The 25,011-nt window shown below is 71.8% G+C and carries 20 protein-coding genes; 8 read left to right on the forward strand and 12 right to left on the reverse strand.

The genetic code is table 11. The features are described 5' to 3' along the window. Positions 1–137: 137 nt before the first annotated feature. The 3 genes from ACFY1P_RS21455 to ACFY1P_RS21465 are packed head-to-tail and all read left to right on the forward strand — an operon-like array spanning position 138 to position 3,384. Positions 138–1,553, forward strand: coding sequence for an MFS transporter (locus ACFY1P_RS21455; RefSeq protein ID WP_361529131.1), 1,416 nt, complete (start codon positions 138–140; stop codon positions 1,551–1,553). A 35-nt stretch (positions 1,554–1,588) separates the two neighbouring features. After that, positions 1,589–2,560, forward strand: coding sequence for a quinone oxidoreductase family protein (locus tag ACFY1P_RS21460; protein WP_390751572.1), 972 nt, complete (start codon positions 1,589–1,591; stop codon positions 2,558–2,560). Between the two features lie 41 nt (positions 2,561–2,601). Then, a complete protein-coding gene (locus tag ACFY1P_RS21465; RefSeq protein WP_390751573.1) occupies positions 2,602–3,384 on the forward strand; it encodes an EI24 domain-containing protein in 783 nt (260 codons plus the stop codon). Between the two features lie 13 nt (positions 3,385–3,397). On the opposite strand, the gene ACFY1P_RS21470 is transcribed toward ACFY1P_RS21465, so the two are convergent. The 3 genes from ACFY1P_RS21470 to ACFY1P_RS21480 form a co-directional block, all read right to left on the reverse strand. Then, complete coding sequence (locus ACFY1P_RS21470; RefSeq protein ID WP_361529124.1) at positions 3,398–3,814, reverse strand: hypothetical protein; 417 nt, start codon at positions 3,812–3,814, stop codon at positions 3,398–3,400. Between the two features lie 286 nt (positions 3,815–4,100). Next, the gene (locus ACFY1P_RS21475) at positions 4,101–4,331 is read right to left on the reverse strand and encodes a hypothetical protein (protein ID WP_361529121.1); all 231 of its coding nucleotides are present in this window, start codon (positions 4,329–4,331) and stop codon (positions 4,101–4,103) included. Then, the gene (locus ACFY1P_RS21480) at positions 4,331–4,603 is read right to left on the reverse strand and encodes a hypothetical protein (protein WP_361529118.1); all 273 of its coding nucleotides are present in this window, start codon (positions 4,601–4,603) and stop codon (positions 4,331–4,333) included. Before ACFY1P_RS21480 ends, ACFY1P_RS21475 begins: the two co-directional genes overlap by 1 nt. 164 nt (positions 4,604–4,767) lie before the next feature. Between ACFY1P_RS21480 and ACFY1P_RS21485 the strand changes: the two genes are divergently transcribed. Both ACFY1P_RS21485 and ACFY1P_RS21490 read left to right on the forward strand, forming a co-directional pair. Further along, entirely contained in the window at positions 4,768–5,610 is an 843-nt protein-coding gene (locus ACFY1P_RS21485; RefSeq protein ID WP_390751574.1) for a helix-turn-helix domain-containing protein, read from the forward strand. Further along, a complete protein-coding gene (locus tag ACFY1P_RS21490; protein WP_390751575.1) occupies positions 5,594–5,818 on the forward strand; it encodes a DUF397 domain-containing protein in 225 nt (74 codons plus the stop codon). The genes ACFY1P_RS21485 and ACFY1P_RS21490 overlap by 17 nt, the downstream gene beginning before the upstream one ends. 85 nt (positions 5,819–5,903) lie before the next feature. Here the strand turns inward: ACFY1P_RS21490 and ACFY1P_RS21495 are convergent, their stop codons facing one another. Beyond that, positions 5,904–7,769: a BTAD domain-containing putative transcriptional regulator gene (locus ACFY1P_RS21495; protein WP_390751576.1), complete on the reverse strand. Its 1,866-nt coding sequence runs from the start codon at positions 7,767–7,769 to the stop codon at positions 5,904–5,906. Positions 7,770–8,393: 624 nt separating this feature from the next. Next, positions 8,394–8,825 (reverse strand): MarR family transcriptional regulator, encoded by a 432-nt coding sequence (locus ACFY1P_RS21500; RefSeq protein WP_361529112.1) that lies wholly within the window; start codon positions 8,823–8,825, stop codon positions 8,394–8,396. Positions 8,826–8,913: 88 nt separating this feature from the next. Between ACFY1P_RS21500 and ACFY1P_RS21505 the strand changes: the two genes are divergently transcribed. Continuing rightward, on the forward strand, positions 8,914–9,933 hold the full coding sequence (locus tag ACFY1P_RS21505) for an NADP-dependent oxidoreductase (RefSeq protein WP_361529109.1): 1,020 nt from the start codon (positions 8,914–8,916) through the stop codon (positions 9,931–9,933). Positions 9,934–9,976: 43 nt separating this feature from the next. Here ACFY1P_RS21505 and ACFY1P_RS21510 read toward each other — a convergent pair whose 3' ends face one another. Then, the gene (locus ACFY1P_RS21510) at positions 9,977–10,543 is read right to left on the reverse strand and encodes an isoprenylcysteine carboxylmethyltransferase family protein (protein ID WP_361529106.1); all 567 of its coding nucleotides are present in this window, start codon (positions 10,541–10,543) and stop codon (positions 9,977–9,979) included. Positions 10,544–10,653: 110 nt separating this feature from the next. Further along, the gene (locus tag ACFY1P_RS21515; protein WP_361529103.1) at positions 10,654–11,424 is read right to left on the reverse strand and encodes an MgtC/SapB family protein; all 771 of its coding nucleotides are present in this window, start codon (positions 11,422–11,424) and stop codon (positions 10,654–10,656) included. 114 nt (positions 11,425–11,538) lie between these two features. On the opposite strand from ACFY1P_RS21515, the gene ACFY1P_RS21520 reads away from it, so the two are divergent. After that, on the forward strand, positions 11,539–12,789 hold the full coding sequence (locus ACFY1P_RS21520; RefSeq protein WP_390751577.1) for a pyroglutamyl peptidase: 1,251 nt from the start codon (positions 11,539–11,541) through the stop codon (positions 12,787–12,789). A gap of 289 nt (positions 12,790–13,078) precedes the next feature. On the opposite strand, the gene ACFY1P_RS21525 is transcribed toward ACFY1P_RS21520, so the two are convergent. Beyond that, a complete protein-coding gene (locus tag ACFY1P_RS21525) occupies positions 13,079–14,509 on the reverse strand; it encodes a cytochrome P450 (protein WP_361535478.1) in 1,431 nt (476 codons plus the stop codon). Further along, on the reverse strand, positions 14,506–15,423 hold the full coding sequence (locus ACFY1P_RS21530; protein WP_390751578.1) for an SDR family NAD(P)-dependent oxidoreductase: 918 nt from the start codon (positions 15,421–15,423) through the stop codon (positions 14,506–14,508). The genes ACFY1P_RS21525 and ACFY1P_RS21530 overlap by 4 nt, the downstream gene beginning before the upstream one ends. Positions 15,424–15,560: 137 nt before the next feature. Between ACFY1P_RS21530 and ACFY1P_RS21535 the strand changes: the two genes are divergently transcribed. Next, a complete protein-coding gene (locus tag ACFY1P_RS21535) occupies positions 15,561–16,040 on the forward strand; it encodes a nuclear transport factor 2 family protein (RefSeq protein WP_361535484.1) in 480 nt (159 codons plus the stop codon). A gap of 56 nt (positions 16,041–16,096) precedes the next feature. Here the strand turns inward: ACFY1P_RS21535 and ACFY1P_RS21540 are convergent, their stop codons facing one another. From ACFY1P_RS21540 to ACFY1P_RS21550, 3 genes are all read right to left on the reverse strand, one after another. Next, a complete protein-coding gene (locus tag ACFY1P_RS21540) occupies positions 16,097–16,516 on the reverse strand; it encodes an ester cyclase (protein WP_361524359.1) in 420 nt (139 codons plus the stop codon). A 102-nt stretch (positions 16,517–16,618) separates the two neighbouring features. Beyond that, positions 16,619–19,003, reverse strand: coding sequence for a KR domain-containing protein (locus tag ACFY1P_RS21545; protein WP_390751579.1), 2,385 nt, complete (start codon positions 19,001–19,003; stop codon positions 16,619–16,621). A 2-nt stretch (positions 19,004–19,005) separates the two neighbouring features. Next, positions 19,006–24,966, reverse strand: coding sequence for an SDR family oxidoreductase (locus ACFY1P_RS21550; protein WP_390751580.1), 5,961 nt, complete (start codon positions 24,964–24,966; stop codon positions 19,006–19,008). Positions 24,967–25,011: the final 45 nt, after the last annotated feature.

The following is a 25,011-nucleotide window of genomic DNA, read 5'->3' on the forward strand; positions in this document are numbered from 1 at the left end:
GCCCCTCACCCGGTGGCTGGTCCCCATCCGTCGTACCGGGCAAGGGGGTTGACGAAGTGTTTGACTCGGGTCTTACATTCACAGTGATCGACCTCCCTCAAACACTGTAGACGTCCCAGGAAGCTCGGTGGTGTGTCATGCCCGGCCCTTCGCTGTCCCGCCAGGACACGGTCACCGGCCCCGCGCCACCGGACACCGCGGCCCCGCCTGTCGGCGCGCTCGCCCTCTTCGCCGTCTGCCTGGGCTTCTTCATGGTCCTGATGGACAGCAGCGCCCTCAATGTCGCGCTGCCCGCCATCCGGGAGGATCTCGCCGGCAGCCTGGCCGGCCTGGAGTGGATCCTCAACGGCTACACCATCACCCTGGCCGCCTTCCTGCTCAGCGGCGGTGCGATCAGCGACCGCTGGGGCGCCCGCCGGGTGTTCGAGGTCTCCCTGCTGGGCTTCGTGGTGACCTCCGCCGCGTGCGCGGCCAGCACCGGCCTCGGCTTCCTGATCGTCGCCCGAGTGCTCCAGGGCGTCACCGCCGGCGGCCTCCTGCCCGCCTCACTCGCCGTGATCGCCCGGATGTACCCGGACCCCGCCCGGCGGGCCAAAGCCCTCACCATCTGGGGCGGAGTCAGCTCCCTGGCGCTCGTGTTCGGCCCCGTGCTCGGCGGCGTGCTGACCACCGCAGTCGGCTGGCGCTCGGTCTTCCTGATCAATGTGCCCGTCGGACTGCTGGCCTGGTGGCTGACCAGGCTGCGGGTGCCGGTCTCCGCCACCCGGGAGGCGGCGCTGGACCCGGTCGGACAGACGCTGGTCGTCGCGGTCGTCGGCTGCGGCATCGGCGCGCTCATCGAGGGCGGCGCCCGGGGCTGGAACGACGCCGTGACCTGGGTGCTGCTCGCGGTCACCGGCTGCGCCGCGGTGGCGTTCGTCGCCGTCGAGCGCCGCGTGAAGGCACCCGTACTGCCCCTGGACCTGCTCGTCCGGCCGCGGTTCGCCTGCGGTCTGGCCATCGGCGCGCTGTTCCAGTTCGGCGCCTACGGCGCGCAGTTCGCGCTCTCGCTGCGGCTGCAGAACGCCTGGGGGCTCGACGCCCTCGGCGCGGGGCTGTCCTTCGTGCCCTTCGCCACCCTGTGGGCCTTCGCCTCGTTCGTCCTGGCCCGCGCGGTCACCCGCACCGGCCCGCGCCCGCTGCTGATCTGCGGCGCGCTGGCCGCCGCGGCCGGCGCCTGCGCGCTGCTGCCGCTCGGCGGACACCTCAACTGGTGGGTCTTCTTCTGCGGCAGCGCCCTGCTCGGGCTCGGCGCGGGACTCATGGGACCGAGCCTGCCCGCCGTGGTCCTCGGCGCACTGCCCGCCGACCGGTCGGGCCTGGCCTCCGGCGCGCTCAACGCCCTGCGCCAGGTCGGCGGCGCGGTGGCGATCGCCCTCTTCGGCGTCCTCCTCGAAGGCTCCCCCGGGCCGACGGGACTGCGGATCTGCCTCGGCGTCGTCGCCCTCGGCTTCCTGCTCACCGTCGCGGCCGTACCCGCCGCCCTGAAGTCCCCCAAGGCCGAACGCCCCTGACCACCCCCGCTCCCCGCACCACCCGGGAAGGAACCATGCGCGCGATCGTCGTCACCCAGCACGGAGGCCCCGAGGTCCTCACCCTCGCCGAACTGCCCGACCCCGCACCCGGGCCCGGCGAGGTGGTGGCCCGCCCCTCGGCCGTCGGCGTCAACTTCAAGGACATATACGAGCGCGAAGGCCGCGCGAAGCCCGCCCCGCCCTTCATTCCCGGCTCCGAGGGCGCGGGCACGGTGACGGCCGTGGGCGAGGGCGTGACCTCCCTCGCGCCGGGCGACCGCATCGCCTGGTGCGCGGCCCCCGGCAGCTACGCCGAGCAGGTCGTGGTGCCCGCGCGGGCCGCCGTCCCGCTGCCCGCGGACATCACGGACGAGGACGCGGCGGCGCTGCTGCTCCAGGGCCTGACCGCGCACTACCTCACCACCTCCACCCACCCCGCGCGCGAAGGCGACACCGCCCTGGTGCACGCGGCCGCCGGAGGCGTCGGCCGGCTGCTGACCCAGGTGCTCACCCGGCACGGCGTACGGGTCGTCGCCACCGCCTCGACTCCGGACAAGGCCGCGGACGCACGGCGACTGGGCGCCTGGCAGACCCTGGTCACCACGGGCGGCACCGACATCGCCGCGCGCGTACGGGAGATGACCGGCGGCCGCGGTGTCGACGTCGTCTACGACGGCGTGGGCCGCGACACGTTCGAGGCGGGCCTGAAGTCCCTCCGGCCCCGGGGCACCTTCGTCCTCTTCGGCGAGTCCTCGGGTCCCGTCGACGGCTTCGCCCCCCGCCTGCTCGCCGCCCACGGCTCGCTCTTCCTCACCCGCCCCACTCTCAACGACCACGCGACCGACCCGGCCGAACTCCTGGAGCGCGCCTCGGAGTTGTTCGCGTGGTTGCGCTCCGGTGCGATCGGCGTCCGCGTCGGCGGACGGTACGCGCTGGAGGAGGCGGCGCGGGCGCACGGCGATCTCCAGGAACGGCGCTCCACGGGCAAGCTCCTGCTCACCCCGTGAACGGCGCTGACCAGCGCTGACCAGCGGATACGCTCTGCGCCATGCGAGACCTTGCAACAGGCATGAGCTATCTGGTCCAGGGCCAGCGGTGGGTGGGGCGCGAGCGGCGGCAGTGGGGGTTCGGGCTGCTGCCCGGGCTGATCACGCTCGTCGGCTACGCGGCGGCGATCACCGCCCTCGTGCTGTACGCCGACGACGCCGTCGCCTGGGCCACCCCCTTCGCCGACGGCTGGGACTCGCCCTGGCGGGCGGTCTTCCGGGGCGCCCTGACCGCCCTCCTCTTCGGCGGCGGTCTGCTGCTGGCGCTGATCTCCTTCACCGCGGTCACCCTGCTGGTGGGCCAGCCCTTCTACGAGTCGCTGTCCGAGAAGGTCGACGAGGCGGAGAGCGGCGGCCCGGCCCCTTCCTCCGGGCTGCCGCTCCGGCGCGAATTGTGGATCTCCGCCCGGGAGAGCGTCGCCGTGCTGGTCCGGGCGTCCCTCTGGGGCTTGCTGCTCTTCGCCCTGGGCTTCGTCCCGGTCATCGGCCAGACCGTGATCCCGGCCGTCGGCTTCTGCGTCACGGGCTTCTTCCTCACGGAAGAACTCACCGCGATCGCCCTCCAACGCCGCGGCGTCCCCCTACGGCACCGCCTCCACCTCCTCCGCTCCCGCAAACTCCTCACTCTGGGCTTCGGCGTACCGCTGGCTGTGCTGTTCGTGGTGCCGGTCGTGGCGGTGTTCGTGATGCCGGGGGCTGTGGCGGGGGCGACCCTGCTCGCACGGGACCTGCTGGGTGAGACGGCGGGGGCGGGTTCGGAGGACGGGGCGGTGGCGGTGGCTTGAGGCAGGTTCTCCATTACACGTAGGTGTCGAGTGCGCGCACTGCTTGAGCCATCAGATCCGGGTCATCAAGCATGAAGCGGCCGATGTGTGCTCGCTCGTGTCCGTACATGGTGTCTTTCAGCTCTACCGTCCCGTGCCGTTGCAGCGTCCATGCGACATCGAGGAACTCCCGGCAGCCCCGTTTGGGGATCAGACTGCTGCTCCAGCCCGCGCAGATCAGCCAGCACGCGTGAGCATGTTCGGGTGGCTGGCCGTAGACGCGGGTGGGCTGATGCCGAGCTGCAACGTCCATCAGGGACGGCTCGCTGTCCTTCCTGCCCGGGATCGCCACGGTACCGACGACCGCCGACAAGCCCCCGTCGGAGGTCGCATACCCGATCAGGCAGTACGTTGCCGGGTCCCAGGTGTGGAGTAGCGGTGCGATGGTCACTCTGCCGGTTCCGGTAACGGTTAGAGCCATGTGTGTCTCTCGGGTCAGTGCAGCCGGGCCCGCCATCACGATCCCATAGCCAGGGGCGCAACCATTGCTGGCCAGCTCCTACTTGACGATGTTGTCACCGCGCCCCTGGTTGGGGGTCCTACGTGGTGCCGGCACAGGGACCGCCCCTGTTCCGTCGTGCGGTGGTGCACCCGCCCGGCCTGTTCAGCCACGATGACGACCGGGCGGGCGTGGTTCCCGCTCCCCGCCGGGGAAGGCCGTCCGGCAGGGAGCGGAGTCAGTGGCCGCCCGGCGCCGCCATGGCGTGGCGCTTGATGCGGTGGTCCGTCAGGACGTTGTCCACCTTCCGCGCTCCGGCGCCGTCGCCGCACTCAAGGCAGGCGTTCCGCGCCTTGACCAGGTGGACGCAGGTGTCACAGTCCACGTAGTGGACGGAACCGACTGCCGACGTGTGCGGCATGGACACGACGGGCGAGGAGCCATACGCGGGGCTGAGTGGCCGGGGCATCAGCACGGCAGCTCCCGCTTCTCCTGCACGACGTAGGGGCCGACGCGGAAGACACGGCGCCCCGGCTTCCGCTCGCCCTCGACTCCGGCCGCGCGCTGCTCGTCGGGGGTGGCGGGGCGCACCTGGTGCGGCGTGGCGGGCCACTCCCTGCCCCCGCTGGGGGCCCGCAGGTACAGGATGCCGTGCAAGCTGTCGTCCATCATCTGCCCCACTCGCTTGTGCCGCGTGTCCATCAGCCACGCGCCACGGGGGTAGGAAATCGTTGTCGTCATTTCGTTCGAACCTCCGCGTGTTCCGCTCACCTGGAGCGGGCAACTCCCTTGAGGAGTAATAGAGTTGCGCGCCCACCCCGAGCCTGCTAGCCGCTGATGTCCCGGCTGGCGCATCGGGAGAACAAAGGGCCCTAACAGGCACAATCCAGGATGGAGTTGCGCGCATGCCGCCAAGGCCACGCGAACTGACCCCCGACCGGTCAGCCCGGCATCTCTTCGGCGCGAGGCTTCAGCGCCATCGGGAACAGGCCGATCTCTCGCTCGAGAAACTGGCATCTATCGTCAACAGCAGCAAAAGCGCCCTAAGTCGGGTAGAGCATGCGGAAGTTATGCCACCGCCGGAACTTGCAGGCAGCTTGGATGCCGCCTTTGGCACGGACGGAATCTTTGAGGAGCTCTACCGCCTGGCGGTCAAAGAGATTCACCCCGATCAGTTCCAGCGACGCATGGCGTTGGAGGCGCGCGCCCGGCGGGTACGGGAGTACAGCGGGCAGATCCTGCCGGGCCTGTTGCAGACCGAGGAGTACGCCCGCACGCAGTTCAGGATTCATGACATGAGAGCGACGCCGGAGCGCATTGAAGAGCTGGTCATCGGCCGCATGCATCGGCAAGCCATACTGCGCGAGAAGCCAATGGTCGACATGGGCTGGGTACTGGACGAGTCGGTTCTGCGTCGGCCGATCGGCGACCAAGCAGTGATGCGCGCCCAGCTGGCCCGTCTCATCAGCCTGACGTGCACGGCTACCACGACTGTCCAGGTAATGCCTTTCTCTGCCGGGTATCACGGTTTGGTGGGTGGCACGCTCACGCTGCTGACTCTGGAAGACGGCACGCAGGTGGCATACGAAGAGGCCACCAGCACCGGCACACTCATCGAGGACCAAGAGTCGTGCGACCGGTACCACCAGTCATACGATCTGCTGAGCGCTTGCGCGCTATCGCCGTCTGACTCGGCTGATTTCATCAGGTCTGCAATGGAGGCACTACCCAATGAGCACGACCGTTGACCTGTCTCAAGTGGAGTGGGCCAAAAGCAGCTACAGCGGCAATGGGGGCGGCAGCTGCGTCGAATGGGCCCCAAAAGTCGCAGCGGCCTCCGGCGTCGTCCCCGTCCGGGACAGCAAGAACCCTGAAGAGCCGGCGCTCGTCGTCCCGTCCTGCGCCTGGTCCTCGTTCGTGTCGATGGTCAAGAACGAAGCACAGCAAGCCATGTAGGCTCGCCCCGGAAGCCCCGGCCTGCCCATCAGACAGGCCGGGGCCTTCTCGCAGCCGGGGCTAGTAGGAGAAAGCCAATGGCCCGTCAGTCACGGCCCCGCACGAACGCCCGCAGCAGGCCCGGGAAGCGGTACACCCCCAACCCCGGCGCGTCCAGCACCCCCGCGTCCACCAGTGACTCCAGCAGCTCCTCCGCCTCCCACACCTCCATCCCCAGACACACCGCCGCCGAGGCCGGCGTGACATCGGCCGCGTCCGCCCCCGCGAGCAGCCGCAGTGCCCGCGACTGATCCGCGTCGAGCCGGTCGCAGTCCGTCGCGAACACCGACCGAAGTGCCGTGCCGCCGCACCTGAGTTCCGCGAAGAGGCGGCGCTCGTCGGCCAGTCGGTCCGCCAGGTGCGCCACCGTCCACACGGGCCGTTCCGCCAGCCGGGCCGCCGCGCTGCGCAGCGCCAGCGGAAGCCGGCCGCACAGCTCCGCGAGCCGCGCCCAGTCGGTGTCGGGCGCAGTGTGCCGCTCCCGGCCCGAGGCCAGGACGAGCAGGTCACGGGCGTCGGCGGGGGACAGCACGTCGATCGGTACGTGGTCGGTGATCAGCGGCATCGGCAACGGCCGCCGGGCCGTGGCGATCACACCGGCCGTAGGCGTCCCCGGCAGCAGGGGCGACAGCTCGGCGGACGAGACCACCCCTTCCAGGACCACCAGCATCCGGCGGCCGGCCAGCAGCGAACGGAAGGCGGCGGCACGCGCCCCCAGCCCGTCCGGGATGTCCTCGGCACGCATCCCGCACGAGAGCAGGAACTGCCCGAGCACCGCGGCCGGTTCGGTCAGCGGACCCTCCAGGCGCGCGTGCAGCTGGCCGTCGGGGAAGTGCTCCGCCACCCGGTGGGCCACCTCCAGGGCCAGTGCCGTCTTGCCCACCCCCGCCGTCCCGGACACCAGGCACACCGGCACGCTGCGCCGGTCGGGCGCGGTGAGCGCGGCGGCCATGGCGGCGGCGGGCGCGTCCCGGCCGGTGAGGTGCCGCAGGGCGGGCGGCAGTTGGGCCGGTCGCGTCCTGCCCTCGGGGGCATACGAGGGGGCATACGAGGGGGCGTACGAGGGGGCGTACGAGGGGGCGGGGCGCGCGTCGTCGTCGCGCTCGCCGTCGAGGATGCGCCGGTGCAGCTCCCGCAGCTCCGCACAGGGCTCGATGCCCAGCTCCGAGACGAGCGCGCTGCGGGCCTCGGCGAACGCCCGGAGCGCGTCGGCCTGCCGGCCCGAGCGGTGGAGCGCCCGCATCAGCAGGCCGTGGAGACTCTCGCGCAGCGGGAACCGCGCGGCGGCGGCCGCGAGTTCGGAGGTCAGCGCGGCATGGCGGCCCAGCTCCAGCTCCAGGGCCCAGCGCTCCTCCATGACGCCGATGCGCTGCTCCTCAAGGGCCGTGCGGTTCTCCTGCGCCCAGGGACCCGCGATGCCGCTGAGCGGTTCGCCCCGCCACAGCGACAGGGCCCGCTCGAAGAGGGCGGAGGCACCGTGGAGATCCCCCGTGCCGCGCCGCTCCCGGGCCTGCTCGACGGCGGAGGCGAAGGCGTGGACGTCGACGCCGCCCTTGTCGATGTGGAGTTCGTAGCCGCCCCGCCCGGAGGTGAGGACGCGGGCGTGCGAGCGGGGGGTGCGCTCGGGCTCGAAGACCTTGCGGAGCCTGCTGGCATAGGTGGACACCAGGCCGGGCGCGCACCCCGGTGGACGTTCGCCGTACACGCCGTCGATGAGCCGGTCCCTCGGCACCGGCCCGCCCTGGGCGGCGAGCAGCGCGAGGACGGTGCGCTGCTGCGGAGTCCCCAGGTCGATCTCCGCCTGCCCGCGCCAGGCGCGGACCGGCCCGAGGAGGCTGATGCGCAGATCGGCGCGACCGCGTCCGTCGTCGAAGGAAACCGCGTGCGTGGGGGTCACTCGGACATTCACCATGGACCGGTCATATCCATGGGCGATCAACGGTCGATGAATGGACAGGTGTCCTATACATACGACTGTTCACTCACGCGGGGCCGTCGCGAGACACACGAACACGTGGGCGACACACTTCGCCCCTCTCACCCGCATTGGCGATTTCCCTCTGTATGGGGCGAGTTGGGAGTCAAAGGCGATAATGTCCTCGGCGGCGCCCCCGCGTGGGCGCCCCCCTTCAAGGAGGAGCCGACGAGGTTGTCGGGTTCGCGGAGGACCCGGACACAGGGTTCCTCCGGAGCGGTCACCGGCCTATGACCGCGCACCGAAAGGGGGGCGCCTGATGACGGACCGCCACCGGAAGAAGCCTCTGCATGAGCGAATTGCTGCGGTGATCCGTGAATTCGTGAGGTGGATGCTACGGAAGTGACCGACCGCCCCTAGAAGACTTAGGGACGCCCGGTCGAGAACTTCTACTTCCGGGGCCCTCGTCACGGAAGGCCATCCGTGGCGGGGGCGTAATCGTACGCGCGCCGGCAAAACATCAACCGGACTGGAGCCCGCACACCCCGCCGGTCTCCCGGCCGGGCGGGCATCAGTTTAGCGGCGATGCCCCCGGCGTGCACGGCCCATCGGGGTACATCTCTAGGCGGGATCTTCGCCCAGCATCCGCTGGAGGAGGTCGCGCAGCACCGTGCGTTCCTGTGTCGACAGCCCGGCCAGCGGCTCGCGCGCGAAGTTCAGTGACTCGCGGAGCCGCGCCGCCGTGGCCGTGCCCTCGGGGGTGGCGGCGGCGAGCTTGACGCGCCGGTCGTCCGGGTCCGGGCGGCGCTCGGCCAGCCCACGGGACTCCAGGCGGTCCACGATCCCGGTGATGTTGGAGGGCTCGCACCGCAGCTGCTGGGCGATCCGCCGCATGGGCTGTGGCTCACCGGCGAGCAGGGCCAGCACCTTCGCCTGGGCTCCGGTGAGGGAGTGCCGGGCGGCGGCTTCCTCGTACTCCTCGTGGTAGCGCGCCACGACGGTCGCGATGAGGTCGACCACTTCGCGGGTCAGTGCGTCAGATCGGGGGACCATGCGCTCCAGGTTACTCCGTTGCTTGACAACATGAAATATCGAGGAGCATGGTTGTTTCAGTTACTGAAACATTAGGAGGCAGCGTCCCATGTCCGCAACCCCCGCCACCGGTCGTGAATGGCATCTCGTCGCCCGCCCGCACGGCTGGCCGAAGCCCGAGGACTTCGCGCTGCGCGAGACCGAGATCACCGAGCCCGGCGAGGGCCAGATCCTGGTGCGCAACATCCACCTCTCCGTCGACCCGTACATGCGCGGCCGGATGAACGACGTGAAGTCCTACGTCCCGCCGTTCGAGCTCGACCGCCCCATGGACGGCGGCGCCGTCGGTGAGGTCGTCGCCTCCCGCTCCGACGCCTTCGCGGTCGGCGACCACGTCCTGCACGGCCTCGGCTGGCGCGAGTACGCCGTGCTGGACGCCAAGCACGCGGTGAAGGTCGACCCCGCCGTCGCCCCGCTCTCCACCTACCTCGGCGTGCTCGGCATGACGGGCCTGACCGCCTACGCGGGACTGCTGGAGGTCGCCTCCTTCAAGGAGGGCGACGCGGTCTTCGTCTCCGGCGCGGCCGGCGCGGTCGGCAGCGAGGTCGGCCAGATCGCCAAGCTCAAGGGCGCCTCGCGCGTCATCGGCAGCGCCGGCTCGGACGAGAAGGTCCGGCTGCTGACCGAGGAGTACGGCTTCGACGCCGCCTTCAACTACAAGAAGGGCCCGGTCGCCGAGCAGCTCAAGGCCGCCGCCCCCGACGGCATCGACGTCTACTTCGACAACGTCGGCGGCGAGCACCTCGAGGCGGCCATCGGCTCCCTCAACCTGCACGGCCGGATCACCGTCTGCGGCATGATCGCGCAGTACAACGCCACCGAGCCGACCCCCGCCCCGCGCAACCTCGCGCTGGTCATCGGCAAGCGGCTGCGCATGCAGGGCATGCTCGTCAACGACCACCGCCACCTCCAGCAGCAGTTCGTCCAGGAGGTCGGTGCCTGGGTGCGCTCCGGCGAGCTCAAGTACCGCGAGACGGTCGTCAAGGGCATCGAGCACAACCTCGACGCGTTCCTCGGCATGCTGCGCGGCGAGAACACCGGCAAGATGATCGTCACCCTCGACGCCTGAGCCTCCCGGGCCCCGCGAGCCACGGCGGCTCGCGGGGCACCGCTCACCAGACCCCCGGGATCAGCCTGCGGGTACGGGCGGCGTACGCGCGGTAGTCCTCGCCCAGGGCGTCGAGCAGCATGCGCTCCTCCACCCGGATCCGGTACGCCATGGCCGCCAGGGCACACACGGCGAACACGAGCCAGGACAGCGCGTTGCCGACCAGGACGGCGAAGCCCAGCAGGCCCAGCAGCATGCCGCTGTAGGAGGGGTGCCGCACCCACCGGTAGGGCCCGGAGCTGACCAGCCGGTGCCCCTGCTGGATGTGCACCGTGGCCCGGAAGAAGCGGCCCAGCGCGATGATCGACCACAGGCGCAGCGCGATGCCGGCCCAGACGACGGCCAGCACCACGGCGCGCAGCACCTGGCCGTGGGTGGGATAGGACAGGGCCGTGACCGCGTGGCGCGTGAACATCGCCGCCGCGACCCCGCCGCCGAACAACAGCCAGATGACCAGGAGGCTGCGCCACTCGCTCCGCTCGGTGCGTCCGCTGCGCAGCCGCTGCCGGGCCTGCAGCGCCAGCTCCGCGGCCGCCCAGGCCCAGGCCGTGCTGATCAGGGCCGTGCTCATGGGCTGGTGCATCACATCGCCTCCGGGCCTCCGGGCCCCCGCACCACAAGGGTCTCACCGCCCCGCCCGGCCGCCGCCCGCCGCCGCGGGCGACGGCGGGCACATGCGTCTCACTCCGCGCTGTCCGGGTGCGAGCGCAGCCCGACCCCCAGGACGCCTTCCCAGTGGGTGAGTTCCTCGACCAGGGGCAGCGCGGAGCCCTTGCCCTCCAGGCTCAGGACGACGTCGGCCTCCTTGATCCTGCCGCGCTCGCGGTGGTCGCCCCGGTCCTCGGCCTCCGCCTCGACGTGGACGTCGGTGACGCGGAAGCCGCGCTTGGTGCACAGCTCCAGCACCCGGCCCAGCAGCCCGCGGCGGGTGCGGTAGGACAGGCGCAGCTCGACCGGGCCGACGTCGGGGGCGACCGACATCCGCTTCGTCACCATCGGATAGCCCCGCACGACGAGGAAGTGCACGACGGTCGCGGCGACGCCGAGCAGCGGCAGCCCGCCGCCGCAGGCCATGCCGATGGCGCAGGCCAGCCAGATCGTGGCCGCCGTGGTCAGGCCGCGCACGCCGTCGCGGCGGACGAAGATCAGCCCGCCGCCGATGAAGCCGATCCCGGAGACGATCTGCGCGGCGACGCGGGACGGGTCGAGGCCGACGCCGGGGATCCCGGCCACGGCGTTGAAGCCGTGGATCGAGACCTCCATGAACAGCGCGCTGCCCACCCCGACGAGCGTGTGGGTGCGCAGCCCGGCGCTCTTCTGCTGTAACTCGCGTTCCAGTCCCACGAGCGAGGAGAGGAGCAGCGCGATGCCCAACTCCACGAACTGACGGATCCCTTGGCCGCTCGCTGTATCGAACAGCGGTGGCGCGGCGACGTACTCGGCTATTCGCATCCGTCAATTGTGGCCTGAAATCGCCGTTGCGTGAGCGGAGTTGCCAACCCTTCTACCGCCCATGCCCGCGCAGTGGTTGTCTGCTGGCCCATGAGACGCAATGGGAAAGCATGGATGTCGCTGAGCGCCGCGCTTCTGGTGTGCGCGGCCGCCCCGTACCCGGCCCTCGCGGCCCCCTCCGCCGCCCCTTCGGCCACGGTCGAGGAGCGGCGGCTCGCCGGTCCCGTGCCGGGGGAGATCCTGCGCGAGAGCGGGTTCGCCGACGTGGCCCCCGGTTTCGGCCGTGATCTGGCCACCGCCCGTACGCCCGCGCAGGCCGAGCGGGTGGTGGTACGTGACGGGCGGCGGCTGTGGCGGCGGGCCGTGGACCGGGTGCAGGGGCGGGGCCCGGCCGGTGGTGCGCTGAGCCGGGACGACGACCGGCCGCTGTACTGGGCGCGGCTGGGCATGACGCGGACGCTCCGCGAATGGAAGCCGGCCTTCCAGTTGTCCGGAAAGCAGCGCACGGACCTCATCGCCGCGGTCGAGCGGACCTCGCGCGGACAGGACACCGTCGACCTGCCGCCGGGGCGCGGCGTGAAGCGCGTACTGATCACCGGCTTCGACCCGTTCGAGCTGGACGACGACGCGCGGCGCTCCAACCCCTCCGGCGCGGCGGCCCTCGCCCTCGACGGCACGACCATCCGGACTCCCGGCGGGCCCGCGCGCGTGGAGGCGGTCGTCTTCCCCGTGCGCTGGGCGGACTTCGCGGACGGCACGGTCGAGCGGACGCTCCTGCCGCACTTCCGGCCGGGGCCGCGGCGCGTCGACCTCTTCACCACCATCAGCCAGGGCCGGCCCGGCCGCTTCGACGTCGAGCGCACCAACGGTGCCTGGCGCGGCGGCTATCCGGACAACGCGGACGTCTCCCGCACGGAGACCGTGCCCGTCCCGCCGGGGATCCCCACCGTCCACCCGCAGCCGCAGTGGACGTCGACGACCCTGCCGTACGCGGCGCTCACGACGGCCCGGACCGGCCCGTACCCCGTCCACGACCACACCGCCGTCACCGAGATCCCGGCGGGCGGCACGGCCCCCGTCGTCCGCCCGGACGGCCCGACCCCCGGCTCCACGGCCCGCGAGGGCGGCGGGGGCGACTACCTCTCGAACGAGATCGCCTACCGCGCGACGCTCCTGCGTGACGCGCTGCGGTTGCGGGTGCCGGGTGGGCATCTGCACACGCCGGTCCTTGCGGTTCCGGTGGCGGGGCGGGTGAGCGATCCGGACTTCGTGCGGGATCGGGTGGCGATTGTGGGGCAGGTGCGGGAGCTTTTGGGGGTGGCGGTGGGTGGTACGGCGGCTGTGGCGAGGGCTCGGACGCACTGACCGCGCGGCGGTTTATGTTCCCCAGCCCCGCCCCTTCCCGAAACCGGGGAGACCCTGGCCCCCCGCAACACGCTTCGCGCGTTGTCCTCAAGCGCCGGACGGGCTGGTTTCAGCCCGTCCGGCGCTTGAGGACGCGGCCGCAGGCCGCCCCCGCCGCTGGGGGCGCCTCTGGGGGCACCCCCGGACGGAGTCTGGGGGAGGTAGCTGGGGGAGGCAACGGACCCGCAGCCGGGGACCTGGGGCACGCGCCCCAGCTTCGGGAAGGGGCGGGGCTGGGGAAAAAGCCCCCTCACCCCTCCCCGTGCCGCACCGGGCAGGTGAGCGGCGCGGACTCCCCCGTCGACGGCGAAGGCCGCACGTCGCGTGAGTGCACGTGGACCATGACGTCGCGCAGCGGGCGCAGGGAGATGACCGGGGAGCCGTACTGGAGGGAGTCGCCGGGGACGCGGCTGATCCGGAAGCGCTGGTTGATCATCGCGACGATGGTGCGCAGTTCGAGCAGGGCCATGAAGTTGCCGACGCACTGCCGCGGGCCCGCCCCGAAGGGGAAGTAGGCCATGCGCGGGCGCTCCTTGACGGCCTCGGGGGTGAAGCGCTGGGGGTCGAAGGCCATCGGGTTGTCCCAGTAGCGGGGGTTGTGGTGCGACACCAGCGGCGAGAGCAGGATCGAGGAGCCCGCCTCGATGCCGTAGCCGTCGAGGGTGTCCGGGCCGACGGCGGCGCGCGGGAAGATCCAGATGGGCGGGTGCATCCGCAGGCTCTCGTCCACCACCATCCTGGTGTACGTCAGTTCCTCGGCGCTCCGGGCGTCCGGCAGGGTGCCGCCGAGCACGCGGCCGATCTCGCCGTCGACCTCCTCCTGGATGTGGGGGTGCTCGGCGATGGCGATCAGGGTCCAGAAGAGCGAGACGGCGGTGGTCTCGTGACCCGCGAGGTAGACGGTGAGGAGCTCGTCGCGGATCTGCTGATCGGTCCAGGGACGGCCGGTGGCGGGGTCCTCGGCCTGCTCCATCAGGGAGATCAGCGGGCCCTCGCCGGTGCGCGCGTAGCCCGCGCGGACGTCGGCGACGATCCGGTCGAAGACGCGGTGGATGCGGGCGATCTTCCGCTGCCGGTCGGTGGGCACCCAGGAGGGCAGCATCTCGGAGGCCGTGCCGCGGCGGAACATGACCTCGACGACGTCGTCGACGATGAGCTTCAGCACGCGGGAGGACGGCTTGATGTCGTAGGCGAACAGCGAGCGGCTGAGGGTGACGAGGGTGAGCCGGAGCATCTCCGTCATCAGGTCCACGGGCTCGCCGCGGGCGGCCTTGCCCTCCCACTCGTCGAGCATCTCGGTGGTGGCGCGGGCGATGTTGGGGATGATGTCGGCGACGGCGTTCTTGAGGAACACCGGCTGGACCGCGCGGCGGTGCCCGCGCCAGAACTCGCCGTCGGTGGTGAGCAGTCCCTTGCCCATGACGACGCCGAACTGCTCGTAGAGCGGGCCGCGTACGTAGTTGCCGTTGTTCTCCACCAGCACGCGGCGCACGGCTTCGGGGCTGGTGACCTGATGGACCGTCATGGGCCCGAGGCGCATGCGCACGACCTCGCCGTGGTCGCGCTGGAGGCCCAGCAGGAATTCGGCGGTGTTGCGGCGCCAGGAACCGAGGCTGCCCAGGACGGGCACGCCCTTGGGGCCGGGGGCGGTGGCGGTGGGGCGGACGGTGGTGGCGGTCATCGTGCGTCCTTACGGGTGGTGGCGGTCCGTACGGGCCGGGGCGGGATCGGCCGGGTGCTCTTCCTCGGCACGGGGAAGGCGCGCCGCACGAAGAGGTTGTCGAAGACGGCGTCCGGTGCCAGCCGCCGCAGCGCGAGGGTGCTGTGGGCGAGGAAGCCGACGGGGTAGCGGGCGCGCGGGTGGCCGCTGCGGACGGCGCGTTCGATCGTGCGGGCCACGTCGTCGGCCTGGATGGTGAAGGTGCCGGCCAGCGTGCGGCGGCTGCCGGTGTAGATGGCGTCGAAGTATTCGGCGGTGCGGCGGCGGAAGTCCGCGTAGACCTCGCTGACGGGGCGGAAGTTCGCCACGTACGTCGTGCCGAAGTCGGTGGTGCGGACCGGGCCCGGCTCGATCAGCACCACGCGGACGCCGAAGTCGGCGACCTCCAGCCGCAGGGCGTCGCTGAGCGCCTCGACGGCGTGCTTGGACGCCTGGTAGAGGCCGCCACCGGGGACGGCGTAACGGCCGAAGATGGACGAGACGTTGACGATGGTGCCGGTGCCCGCGGCGCGCATGCCGGGGAGGACCAGCTGGCTGAGGCGGGCCAGCCCGAAGACGTTGGTCTCGAACTGCCGGCGCATGTCCTCGATGCCGACCTCCTCGACGACCCCGGAGACGGCGAAGCCCGCGCTGTTGATCAGGGCGCCGACCGCGCCGTACTCCGCCTCGACGGCCGCGACGGCCGCGCGCATGCTGTCCTCGTCGGTGACGTCCAGCGCCAGCGTCCGGATGCCCTCGGCGGTGAGCTCGGCCAGGGTCTCGGGCCGGCGGGCGGTGGCGTACACGACCATGCCGGCCCGGTGCAGCCGCCGCGCCGTGGCCCGGCCGATACCCGATGAACAGCCGGTGATCAGCACCGGAATCGGAGACGTCATCAAACTCTCCCGCCTTTTCTCGCACCCCACTGCGAGGTGTGTTCCCGCAAGGGTTCTCGTGGTATCAATGAGGGCACCGCAGGGCGGCATTCAGGGTTTCCGAAAAAATATTCCGAAGGACCCGGGGAAGGATCCGCATGTATCACCGAATCGTTGCCGCGAAACTACGCAAAGCCTTTGCTCAGATCGATTCCGGGGACTGGCAGTCCATGGTGGACACACTGGCCCCTGAATTCACTTATGTCTTCTACGGGGAGCACGCGCTGTCCGGCGAGCGGCACACCCGCGAGGCGATGAGCCTGTGGTGGCAGCGGGTCTTCCGGCTCATCCCGGAGGCCCGTTTCGAGCCGCTGGAGATCATCATTTCCGGCGGTCCCTGGCTGACCAAGGTGGCCACCCGGGTGAAGATCGGCGGCCCGCTCCCGGACGGCACCCGCTACGACAACGTCATGACGCAGTTCCTCTATCTGAAGTGGGGCCGGATCACCGAGATCCACACCCTGGAGGACACCGTCGTCCTCCAGCGCGCCCTGGACGCCATCGCCGCCTCCGGGAACGCCGAGGCGCACGCCGCGCCCATCACGGACGCGGACGCGCGCGCCGCCTCGCGGGGCTGACGCGCGGGTCCCGCGGCCCCGGCACCACGCGGTCGTGGTGCCGGGGCCGGGCGCGGTCAGCCCAGGGCGCCGAGCTGCTTGGCCAGCTCCAGGCCGTCCAGCGAGAACCAGCTCTCCACGATGATCCCGTCGCGGAACTCGTCGATGACGATCCCGCTCACGGAGAACTCCCGGCCGATGGCCGGCACGCCCTCATAGGGCTCACCGGTGTGGGTGCCGCTGGCGGTGAACCGGCTGACGACCTTGTCGCCCTCCAGGATCCAGTCGTCCACCACGACCTTGAGGTCGGGGAAGGACGCGCGCTGGAGCCGCACCCACTCCTTGAGGTGCTCCACGCCCTCCTTGCCGTTGGGCGCGGTGCCGTGGCTGATGTGGTCGTCACCGGCGCCCTCGTAGATGACGTCGAGATTTCCCTTGTTGAGGCACTCCTCGTAGTAGCGCTCCAACACCGCCTTGTTCTGCTGCAACGTCGACATACGAACCGCTCCAATTTCTCTCGATAAAATCCGACGGTTATTCCATGGGCATACGGCGACGACTCCGCAATGCCATGACGGTGGCATTGCCCGCTGGTTATGTCAACCGTTTCCGAGCGGCCCGGGAAAACCGGAGACCGTGAGCACGGGAAGCCCCGACTCCACGCTTTTCGCGCGCCATACCCCGAGGGCCGGATCGCCCTCGACGACGGAATTCCCCTGCTCCTCGGAATGCAGGGTGACGCGGCCGACGACCAAGGGGTCGACGGCGACGGAGAGCCCCGCCCGCGCCTTCGCGCACAGCCGCACGACGTTCTCCAGGACGGAGACGGCCAGCGCCGTACGCGGCACGCTGGGCGTCGCCCAGAGGTCGTTGGAGGCGCACGGCCGCGTCTCCGCCGACCAGCGGCCGTCGGGCAGTTGCGTCCAGGCGGCGGCCGGGACCACCGAGGAGCGCCAGCGCAGCATCGGCGGCCCGGAACTCCACGTGGTCGTCCGCGCGACGTCCGGCCGCGGTGGGGCGGGCGAGCGCGTGTCCCCCGGTTCGTAGACGACCCGCAGGCTCGCCCGCGGCCCGTCGGGGCCGTCGTCCGGCCGCCGGAAGGACACGTCGACAACCCAGGTGCGCCCCTCGCGGGTGCCGGTGATCTCCCGCTCCCAGACGGTGGTGGGGCCGTCCAGGCGCAGCAGCTCCAGGGGGACGACGATCTCTTCGAGGCAGTCGACGCGCAGCGCGGGGAAGTCCTCCGGGACGATCCACTCGGCGCCCCGGACCGCGCTCTCCAGCAGCAGGCTCACCGGCACCGCCTCGACGCCGTCCATGAGGAAGTCCATCAGGACGGGCGCCCGTTCGCGGTCGAAGGTCACGCGCGAGACCATCCGGCTGTGCGGCCGGTAGGTGACGACCTCCCCCAGGTGGTAGATCTTCGGGAAGGTGTCGGTGAAGCCGGGCAGGTCGGGCACGATGGGGTAGCCGATGGCCTGGCCCGGGTCGATCGCCGCGCCCAGCGGGCCCACGAAGGTGACCTCGCCGTCGGAGCCGGCGGCCAGCTCCGCCTGCCACTTGGCGAGGCCGTCGGTGACGTCGATGGCGGCCATGTAGCGCAGCGTCGCCGAGAAGTTGGCGATCAGGCCGATGCGGTCCCAGGTCGGCCAGGCGAGCGTCATCACGGGGAAGCCGGCCCGGCTGCTCGCCCAGCGGCCCAGCCGCGCCAGCCCCTCGTTGGCCGCGGCGTATTCGAGCTGGCCGACCATGCCGCCCAGCCGCCCGGTGAGGGAGCCCACGTTGCAGAAGAACTTCAGCGGGTGGCCGCGGAGTTCGCCGAAGAGGTTGGCGAAGCCCTCGATCTTCGTGCGGACGGTCGCGAGGACCTCGTCGTCCGTCTTCTTGGGCAGCCGTGCCGCGGTGTCCACCCCGGCGTTGTGCACGACTCCGGTCAGCGTGGCGCCCTCGCGGGCGACGAGCTCGCGGACCTGGTCGCGGTCGGTGAAGTCGCACCGGGCGTAGTCCACGCGCAGCCCGCGCGCGCGGGCGCCGTTGACGTTGACCGCGAGCTCCCACAGGCGGCGGATCCGGGCGATGTCCCGCCGGGTGCCGGCCGGCGGGCGGCCGCGGTTGTCGGCCCACACCTGCTTCTCGTAGACCTTCAGTTCGGCCTCGTCCATGCCCGACCACGGCTCGTCGCCGGTGGGGAAGGGCTCCCGGCCGGTCACCACGACCCGCAGGCCGTGCCGCTCGGCGAGGGTGCGGGCCAGCTCCCAGCCGATGCCCCGGCCGCCGCCGGAGATCAGCACGCTGTCGTCGGGGCCCAGTTCGACGACGGGCTCACCGGCCGGACGGGCGGAGGGGGTGAGGGTCAGGCGCTGGCCGTCGCGGTAGCCGACCTCCAGCTCGCCCGGCCTGCCCAGCTCGGCGGCGACGATGCCGGGCAGTTCGTCCACCGCGGACAGGGCGATGTCGACGACGCGGGCGTTGCAGTTGGGGAACTCCCGGTGCAGCGTCTTCGCCAGGCCCGCCCAGATGCCGCCCAGCGGCTGCGCGAGATCGTCCTGCGGGTGGTGGCCCATGCCGCCGCCGAGATAGGTGACGGCGAGGTAGAACAGACGGCTCGCCGAGGTCTCCTGGGCCCAGTCGTCGTAAGTCTCGCGCAGGGCGCCGACGGTGCTCAGCAGCGGTTCCCGCCAGACCTCCGCCGAGCCTGCGTCGCCGGGGACGCGGCCGACGGTGAGGTCGACGATCGCGTCCACGGGCCCGCCCGGCGCCTGTCGGCGTACGAGGGCGCCGCGCTCGGCCAGGGCCCGCTCGACGGCGGTGGCGGTGCCGGCCTGCTCCTCCTCGTCCGCGAGGAGCAGCACGCGCATCCCCGTGAGCCGGGCGGGCTCGCCGGGCCGCTGCGGCAGGTTGGTGAGCTGCCACACCATGCGGGTCATCGGCTGGACCGCTGTGTCAGTCGCGGCGGGCCCGGCCGTCATCTGTGGGGACTCCATGGTCATGTCCCTTTCCGGTCGGGCGCGTCGAGGGCCACGGCCTCGCCCGTGCGGGCGTCGACGTAGCCGATCAAGGTCGCCTGGAGGTCCTTCATCTGGAGGAGCATGCGGCCGTCGGGCCGGGTCGCGACGAAGCGGTTGTCGACGCGGTCGGCGGCCAGGTCGAAGCCGGGCGGTGTGGCGTAGAGGTCGATCCGGTCCTCGCCGGTGGACAGCACCTGGTCGTTGGCCTCCTCGTAGAGGTCGATGCGGCGGATGGCCAGCGGTGCCGCGACGGGCACGAGGTGGCCGTCGACGAGGTCCAGCACCCCGACCCGCGCCAGGCCGTCCAGCAGGACGCACGGGACGGTGAACCGCGCCCACGCGGGGTCGTCCTCCGGGAGCGCCAGGGCGTAGCGCCCGCGCTTGCCCTGCGGGTGGATGCGGGTGTCGGCGGTGGAGACGAAGGGACCGGTCAGCTTCACCGGCGAGCCGGGCTGGTGGTACGGGTCGGGCACCGGGGTGTCGTCGGCGGTGTCCCAGTGCTCCCAGCGGGGCGCGGCCGGGAAGGCGTCGGCGAGCAGGACGCGGGCCGCGAAGTGCACCCGGTCCGCGATCAGGACGGCCCCGCTCGGCGCGACCACGTCCTCGGTCACCAGGACCTGCACGACGGTGGCGTCGCCCTGCTCCCCGGTGATCTCGGCCTTGATGCGCTTGGGCCGGGCCGGCAGGTCGCGGTAGACGCGCAGGAAGTGCTCGAACCGCAGGTCCTCGAAGGCGATGACGTGCTTGCCGGGCACCAGGTGCCGGGCGGCCTCCGCCGCGAGCTCGGTGACGAAGGTGCCGGGCAGCGTCGGTTCGCCGCGTACGGTGTGGTGCTCCAGATAGCCGTCGGTCTCCAGGTCGAAGCGGCACTCGAACACCGCGGACTTGGCGTCGGACTCGACCACGCGGCGCAGGAAGAAGCCGGGGTCGCGGCCCGTGAGGTAGCCGGGGTAGAAGGTCTCCACCGTGGCCTGCTCGGCCTCGCCCAGGTGCACGACCGAGGGCCGCCGCACGGGGGCGTGGAGCTCCCGCACGAAGTGGTGGACGCCTTCGGGGACCGGCATGTTGCTGTACGAGCCGGCCCGCTCGTAGTACGCCTTCGTCAGCTCGTTGGCGCCCATGCCGACGCTGGCCCACAGGGTCCAGCCGATGGTGACCTCGGCGTGGTCCGTGGTGGCCGCGGCGTAGGTGGAGGCGCTGCCCAGGAAGTCGTTGGCCGAGGCGTAGTCGGCCTCCCCGAGCTGCCCGAAGTAGCCGAGCAGGGAACCGAAGTTGCACCACAGGCGGGGCGGCGCGGAGCGCAGCGCGTGCTTGAGGTTGAGGTAGGACTCGACCTTGAGGTCGCGGATGGAGGTGAACTCCGCGAAGTCCTTGTCCCTGATCAGCGCGGAGCGCTGGAGACCCGCGGCGTTGACGAGCAGGTCGACGCGGCCCTGCTCGGCGAGGATGCGGCCGATCGCCTTCTCGACCTCGGCGCTGTCGCGCATGTCGCAGGTCAGATAGGTGACCCGGTCCGCGCCGCTGTGGGCGGCCATCGCGTCGAGGTTCTGCCGGGCGGTGCGGGCGTTGACCATCCGGTCGAATTCCTTGTTGATGCCCGCGACCGTCCGGCCCCCGCGCCCCGCGAGCTCGGAGGAGATGAACGCCTTGCGGCCCGCCGCGAACTCCTCGTCGCTCCCGGCGTAGACCGAGGGCGGGTAGGTGTCGAGAGAGTTGCTGCCGAACACGTAGATCCGCGGGGCGAATTGCTCCGCGAGTGCCTTGAGCACCTCGGCGGTGATGCCCCGGGCGCCGCCGGCGACGACGACCACGGAGTCGCGGCCGAGGGCGAGCGGGGTGTCCGCGCCCAGGTCGTTGGGCTCGTCCTTGAGGCGGTACACCTGGCGGACGCCGTCGGCGTCGACGACGACGGGGAAGTCCCGCAGCGCCCGGCTCTCCGCCTCCACCCGCTCCACGGCCTCGCCGACGTCGGTGGCCGAGGTCAGCAGGGCGAAGCCGGTGGCGTCCGGGAGCTCCAGGCCCGCGGTCTTCAGCAGGCCGGTGAACAGGCCGGAGAAGGGGTGCGGGGTGCCGTCGGACACCGCGCCCTGGAGGAGGACGACGAGGGAGGAGCCGGGTCCCGACAGGTCCTCGTAGGCGTGCTGCACGGCCAGATAGGCGGCGCTGTGCAGGGCGAGGAGCGCCGGGGAGCCCTCGGTGAGCGCCTGTCCGGGGGCCACCGCGCGGCTCAGGTCGCTGAACACCCGCAGCTGGGTGACCGGCTTCCCGGAGCTCGCCAGCGCCTCGCGTACGGCCTCCGGCGTGACCTCCGGCAGGTGGTGCCAGCCGGGGCGCGGGGTGTCGAGCGGGGTGGTGGACAGGACCGTGAGCCCGGTGGCGTCCGGGCCCGCCGCGCGGGCGAGGAGGCCGGGCGCGTCGGTGACGACGGCCGTGCCGGCCGCGAGGAAAGGGATCGCCTCCCGTACGGTCACGGGCGGCGCCGCCTCCAGGACGGGCACGTGGCGGCGGACGCGCAGCGGTGTGCCGGCTTCCGTGCGCTCCTGCGAGAGGAAGCCCTCGGGGAGCGTGCCGGATATCGCGCCGGTGGTCGCGCCGGTGGTCGCGCCGGTGTCCTGTGCCGGGGCGGAACCGGCCTTGTCGGCGGCCTCGGCGGGCTCGCCGGGGACGGTCAGCCGGAGCCGGGCACCCGCCGCGTTGCCGTCCTCGTCGCAGGAGAGGACGACCGTGCCCGCGGGACCGTGCAGCGCCTTGAGGACGGCCAGTCCCCCGGCCGCGCCCAGGTAACGGGCGTTCTCGGGTGCCGAGGAGCCGCACAGCAGGGTGTCGCGGTGCGTCTCCGTGCCGCCGAGCGCCTCGTCGACGTACGCGAGGACCGGCAGGCCCGCGCGCTCGGCGCGCTCCTCGGTGGTGAGGGCGAAGAGGAAGCCGCCTTCGGCCAGTTCCGTCGCGTGCTCCGGGAGGAGCTCGCCGATCAGGGACCGGTATTCGGGCAGGCTGTTGCCGTTGATGCCGCCCGCCAGCGCGAAGTCCAGCTCACCGGTGCGCAGGTAGCGGCTCGCGGAGGTGATCGACGACAGGGCGGAGGCGAAGCCGGAGTCCATCGTCATGTTCGGGCCGTGGAGGTCGAAGTAGTTCGCCACACGGGCCGAGATGATGTTGGGCATCTGCCCGGGGAAGGAGTCCTCGTTGGACTCCGGGATCATCGAACGCACCTGCTCGCGCAGCCGGTCGAGGATCTGCGGCACGGCGGCCGAGCCGGCCCGCGGCGAGTCGGCGAGCGCCCGCTCGACGTCGTCGAGGTAGCAGCGGTTGGCGTAGAGCATCGCGGCCCGGGTGGGGCCCATGTGGCCGACGAAGACGCCGGTCTTGGCGGCCTGCTCGCTCCAGAAGTCGGGCATCTGGTCGCGGAGCTGGTGCGCGCACTCCAGGATCATCAGCTGGCAGCGGTCGAGGGCGCGGATCGTCTTCGGAGGAAGCCGGACCTTGCTGAAGGGCGGCGGCGGGTAGTCGGCGCCGAAGCTGTCGAGCGGCTTGCGGCCGCCGGAGAGCCAGTCGGCGACCTCGTCGCGCCCGTCGAGGCCGGGCAGGTGGGCCGACCAGCCGACGATGGCGACCCGGCTCTCGGTGTCCGGGGTCTTGGTGACGGGGGTCTCCGCCACCTCGGCGGGCGGCAGCGGCTCGGAGACGATCAGGTGGGCGTTGGTGCCGCCGAAGCCGAAGCCGGAGACGGCCGCGAGGCGGGGCCGCTCGGCGCTCTCCGGCCACTGCCGCGGCTCGGAGGTCACCTCCAGCTCGGTCTCGTCGAGCCGGAAGTCGGCGCGGGGGTTGCTGAAGCGGAACTGCCCGGGGATGGTGCGCTCCTCCAGGCCCTTCAGGTTCTCGATGAGCGAGACCACGCCGGCCGCCCAGCCGGTGTGCCCGATCAGGGACTTGTTGGAGGTGACGACGGTGGGCCGGGAGGTGCCGAAGTGCTCGCGCAGGGTGGTGAACTCCGCGAGGTCGCCCGCGGGCGTGCCGGTCGCGTGCGCGTTGATCCACTGCACGTCGTCGCCCTCGACCTCACCGGCGTCGAGCGCGCGCCGCACGGCGAGGCTCTGGCCGTCGGAGTTCGGGGCGTAGATCGCCTTGCCCTTGCCGTCGGAGGACGAGCCGAAGGCGCGCAGCACACCGAGGACACGGTCGCCGTCGCGCCGCGCCTTGCTCAGCCGCTTGAGGACGACGAGGGCGGCGCCGTCGGCGAAGATGACGCCGTCGGCGCTCTCGTCCAGGGCGTGCACCTTGCCGCTCTTGGAGAGCCCCTGGAGCTTGGAGAAGAGCACCGTGCCGCGCGGCGCGAGGGCGAACGCCCCGCCGCAGACGGCGATGTCCTGCTTGCCCATCAGCAGGCCCTTGGCCGCGATGTCGATGGCGTAGAGGGACGAGGAGCACGCGGTGTCGACCATGTGGAGCTCGGTGGACGGCGGGAGGATGCCCTCCATCGCCAGCTCGCCGACCCGGTGCGGCAGGAAGCGCGCGGGGTCCTGCCCGCCGCGCCGGTAGCGCCGGGCGAGCGCCTCGTCGATGTCGTCGCGCAGGCCCTGCCGCTCCCCCGCCGGCACGTCGAGGTCGTCGACGATGCCGTGGGTGAGCCGGGTCAGGCTCTGCAGGACCCCGGCCTCCTCCAGGTGCTGGCTGCCGTCGGGGGTGTAGCCGATGACGAAGGAGGCGCTGTCGGTGGGGCTGTGGCTGACCCCGTCGAGCGCCTGCACCAGGCTGTGGCGCAGCCACTGCGTGGTGAGCTCCTGCTCGTCGGCGCCGCCGGGCATGCCGTCCAGGGCGCCCTCGGCGGGGGTGAAGCCGGTGATGAAGACGCAGTGGTCGGCGTACGCCTTGTCCTCGGCCGCCAAGTCGGGCGAGTGGAAGCTCTCGTGCTGCCAGCGGTCCTGGGGGACCTTGACGAAGAGCTCGTCCCCCGTCATCCGCAGCTTCCAGAACTCCTCGGGGCTGTTGGCCCCGGCGACGGCCATGCCCATGCCGACGATGGCGATCGCGTCGTCACCGTCCTCGGGCTCGGCCTCGACCTCAGGCACGGGCTCGGGCTCGGGCTCGGGCCGTACGACCTCAGCCGTCTCCCGCTCCGCCAAGTGCTGTGCCACCGGCTGCTGTTCGGCCGTTTCGAGCGCCGGCGGGGAGAGCAGGGACGCGCCGAGGGTGAGGCCGCCGTCGGCCAGGATGACCTGGCCGGTGATCCACCGGGAGTCGTCGGAGGCGAGGAAGGCGACGACGGACGCGAACTCCTCCGGCGTGCCGAGCCGCCCCAGCGGCGTGGCCCGCGCGATGACCTCCTGCATCTCGGCGGCCCGGGGGAACTTGTCCGCCACCGCGCTGCTCAGCATGGCGGCGGAGGCCGTGTTGACCCGGATGTTCAGCGGCGCCAGTTCGACCGCGAGGTAGCGGGAGGCGGCCTCGGCCGCGGCCTTCGCCGGGGCGCAGGCGAGGTAGTTGGCCATCACCATCTGGGAACCGCCCAGCGCGGAGACCGTGACGATGGAGCCGCCGCCCGACCTGCCCATCAGCGGTGCCGCGGCCCGCGCGCAGCGCAGTCCGCCCTTGAGGTTGGTGTCGAGGGCCTTGTCGAGGTGCGCGTCGGTGGTCTCCTCGAGCGGCAGCAGGGCGCCGTCGGCCGCGTTGTTGATCAGGATGTCGAGGCGGCCGTGCAGCCGGTCGATCTCCGCGAACATCCGGTCGACCTGGTCCTGCCGCGCCACCGAGGCGCGGACGAGGTCGACCCGGACGCCGTCGGCGACCAGCTCGTCGCGGGTCTGCTTGGCCTGGTCGTGCGAGTGGAAGTAATTGAGGACGATGTCGGCACCGCGTGCGGCGAGTTCCCGCACGATCGCCTTCCCGATCCCCTTCGACCCGCCGGTGACCAGGGCCACCTTGCCGGTGAGGTCTTTCATGGAGCCATGTCCTTACTCACGTTTAGCGAGGAAACGAGCGGGGCT

This window comes from Streptomyces sp. NPDC001407, assembly GCF_042895325.1.
Lineage (GTDB): Bacteria > Actinomycetota > Actinomycetes > Streptomycetales > Streptomycetaceae > Streptomyces.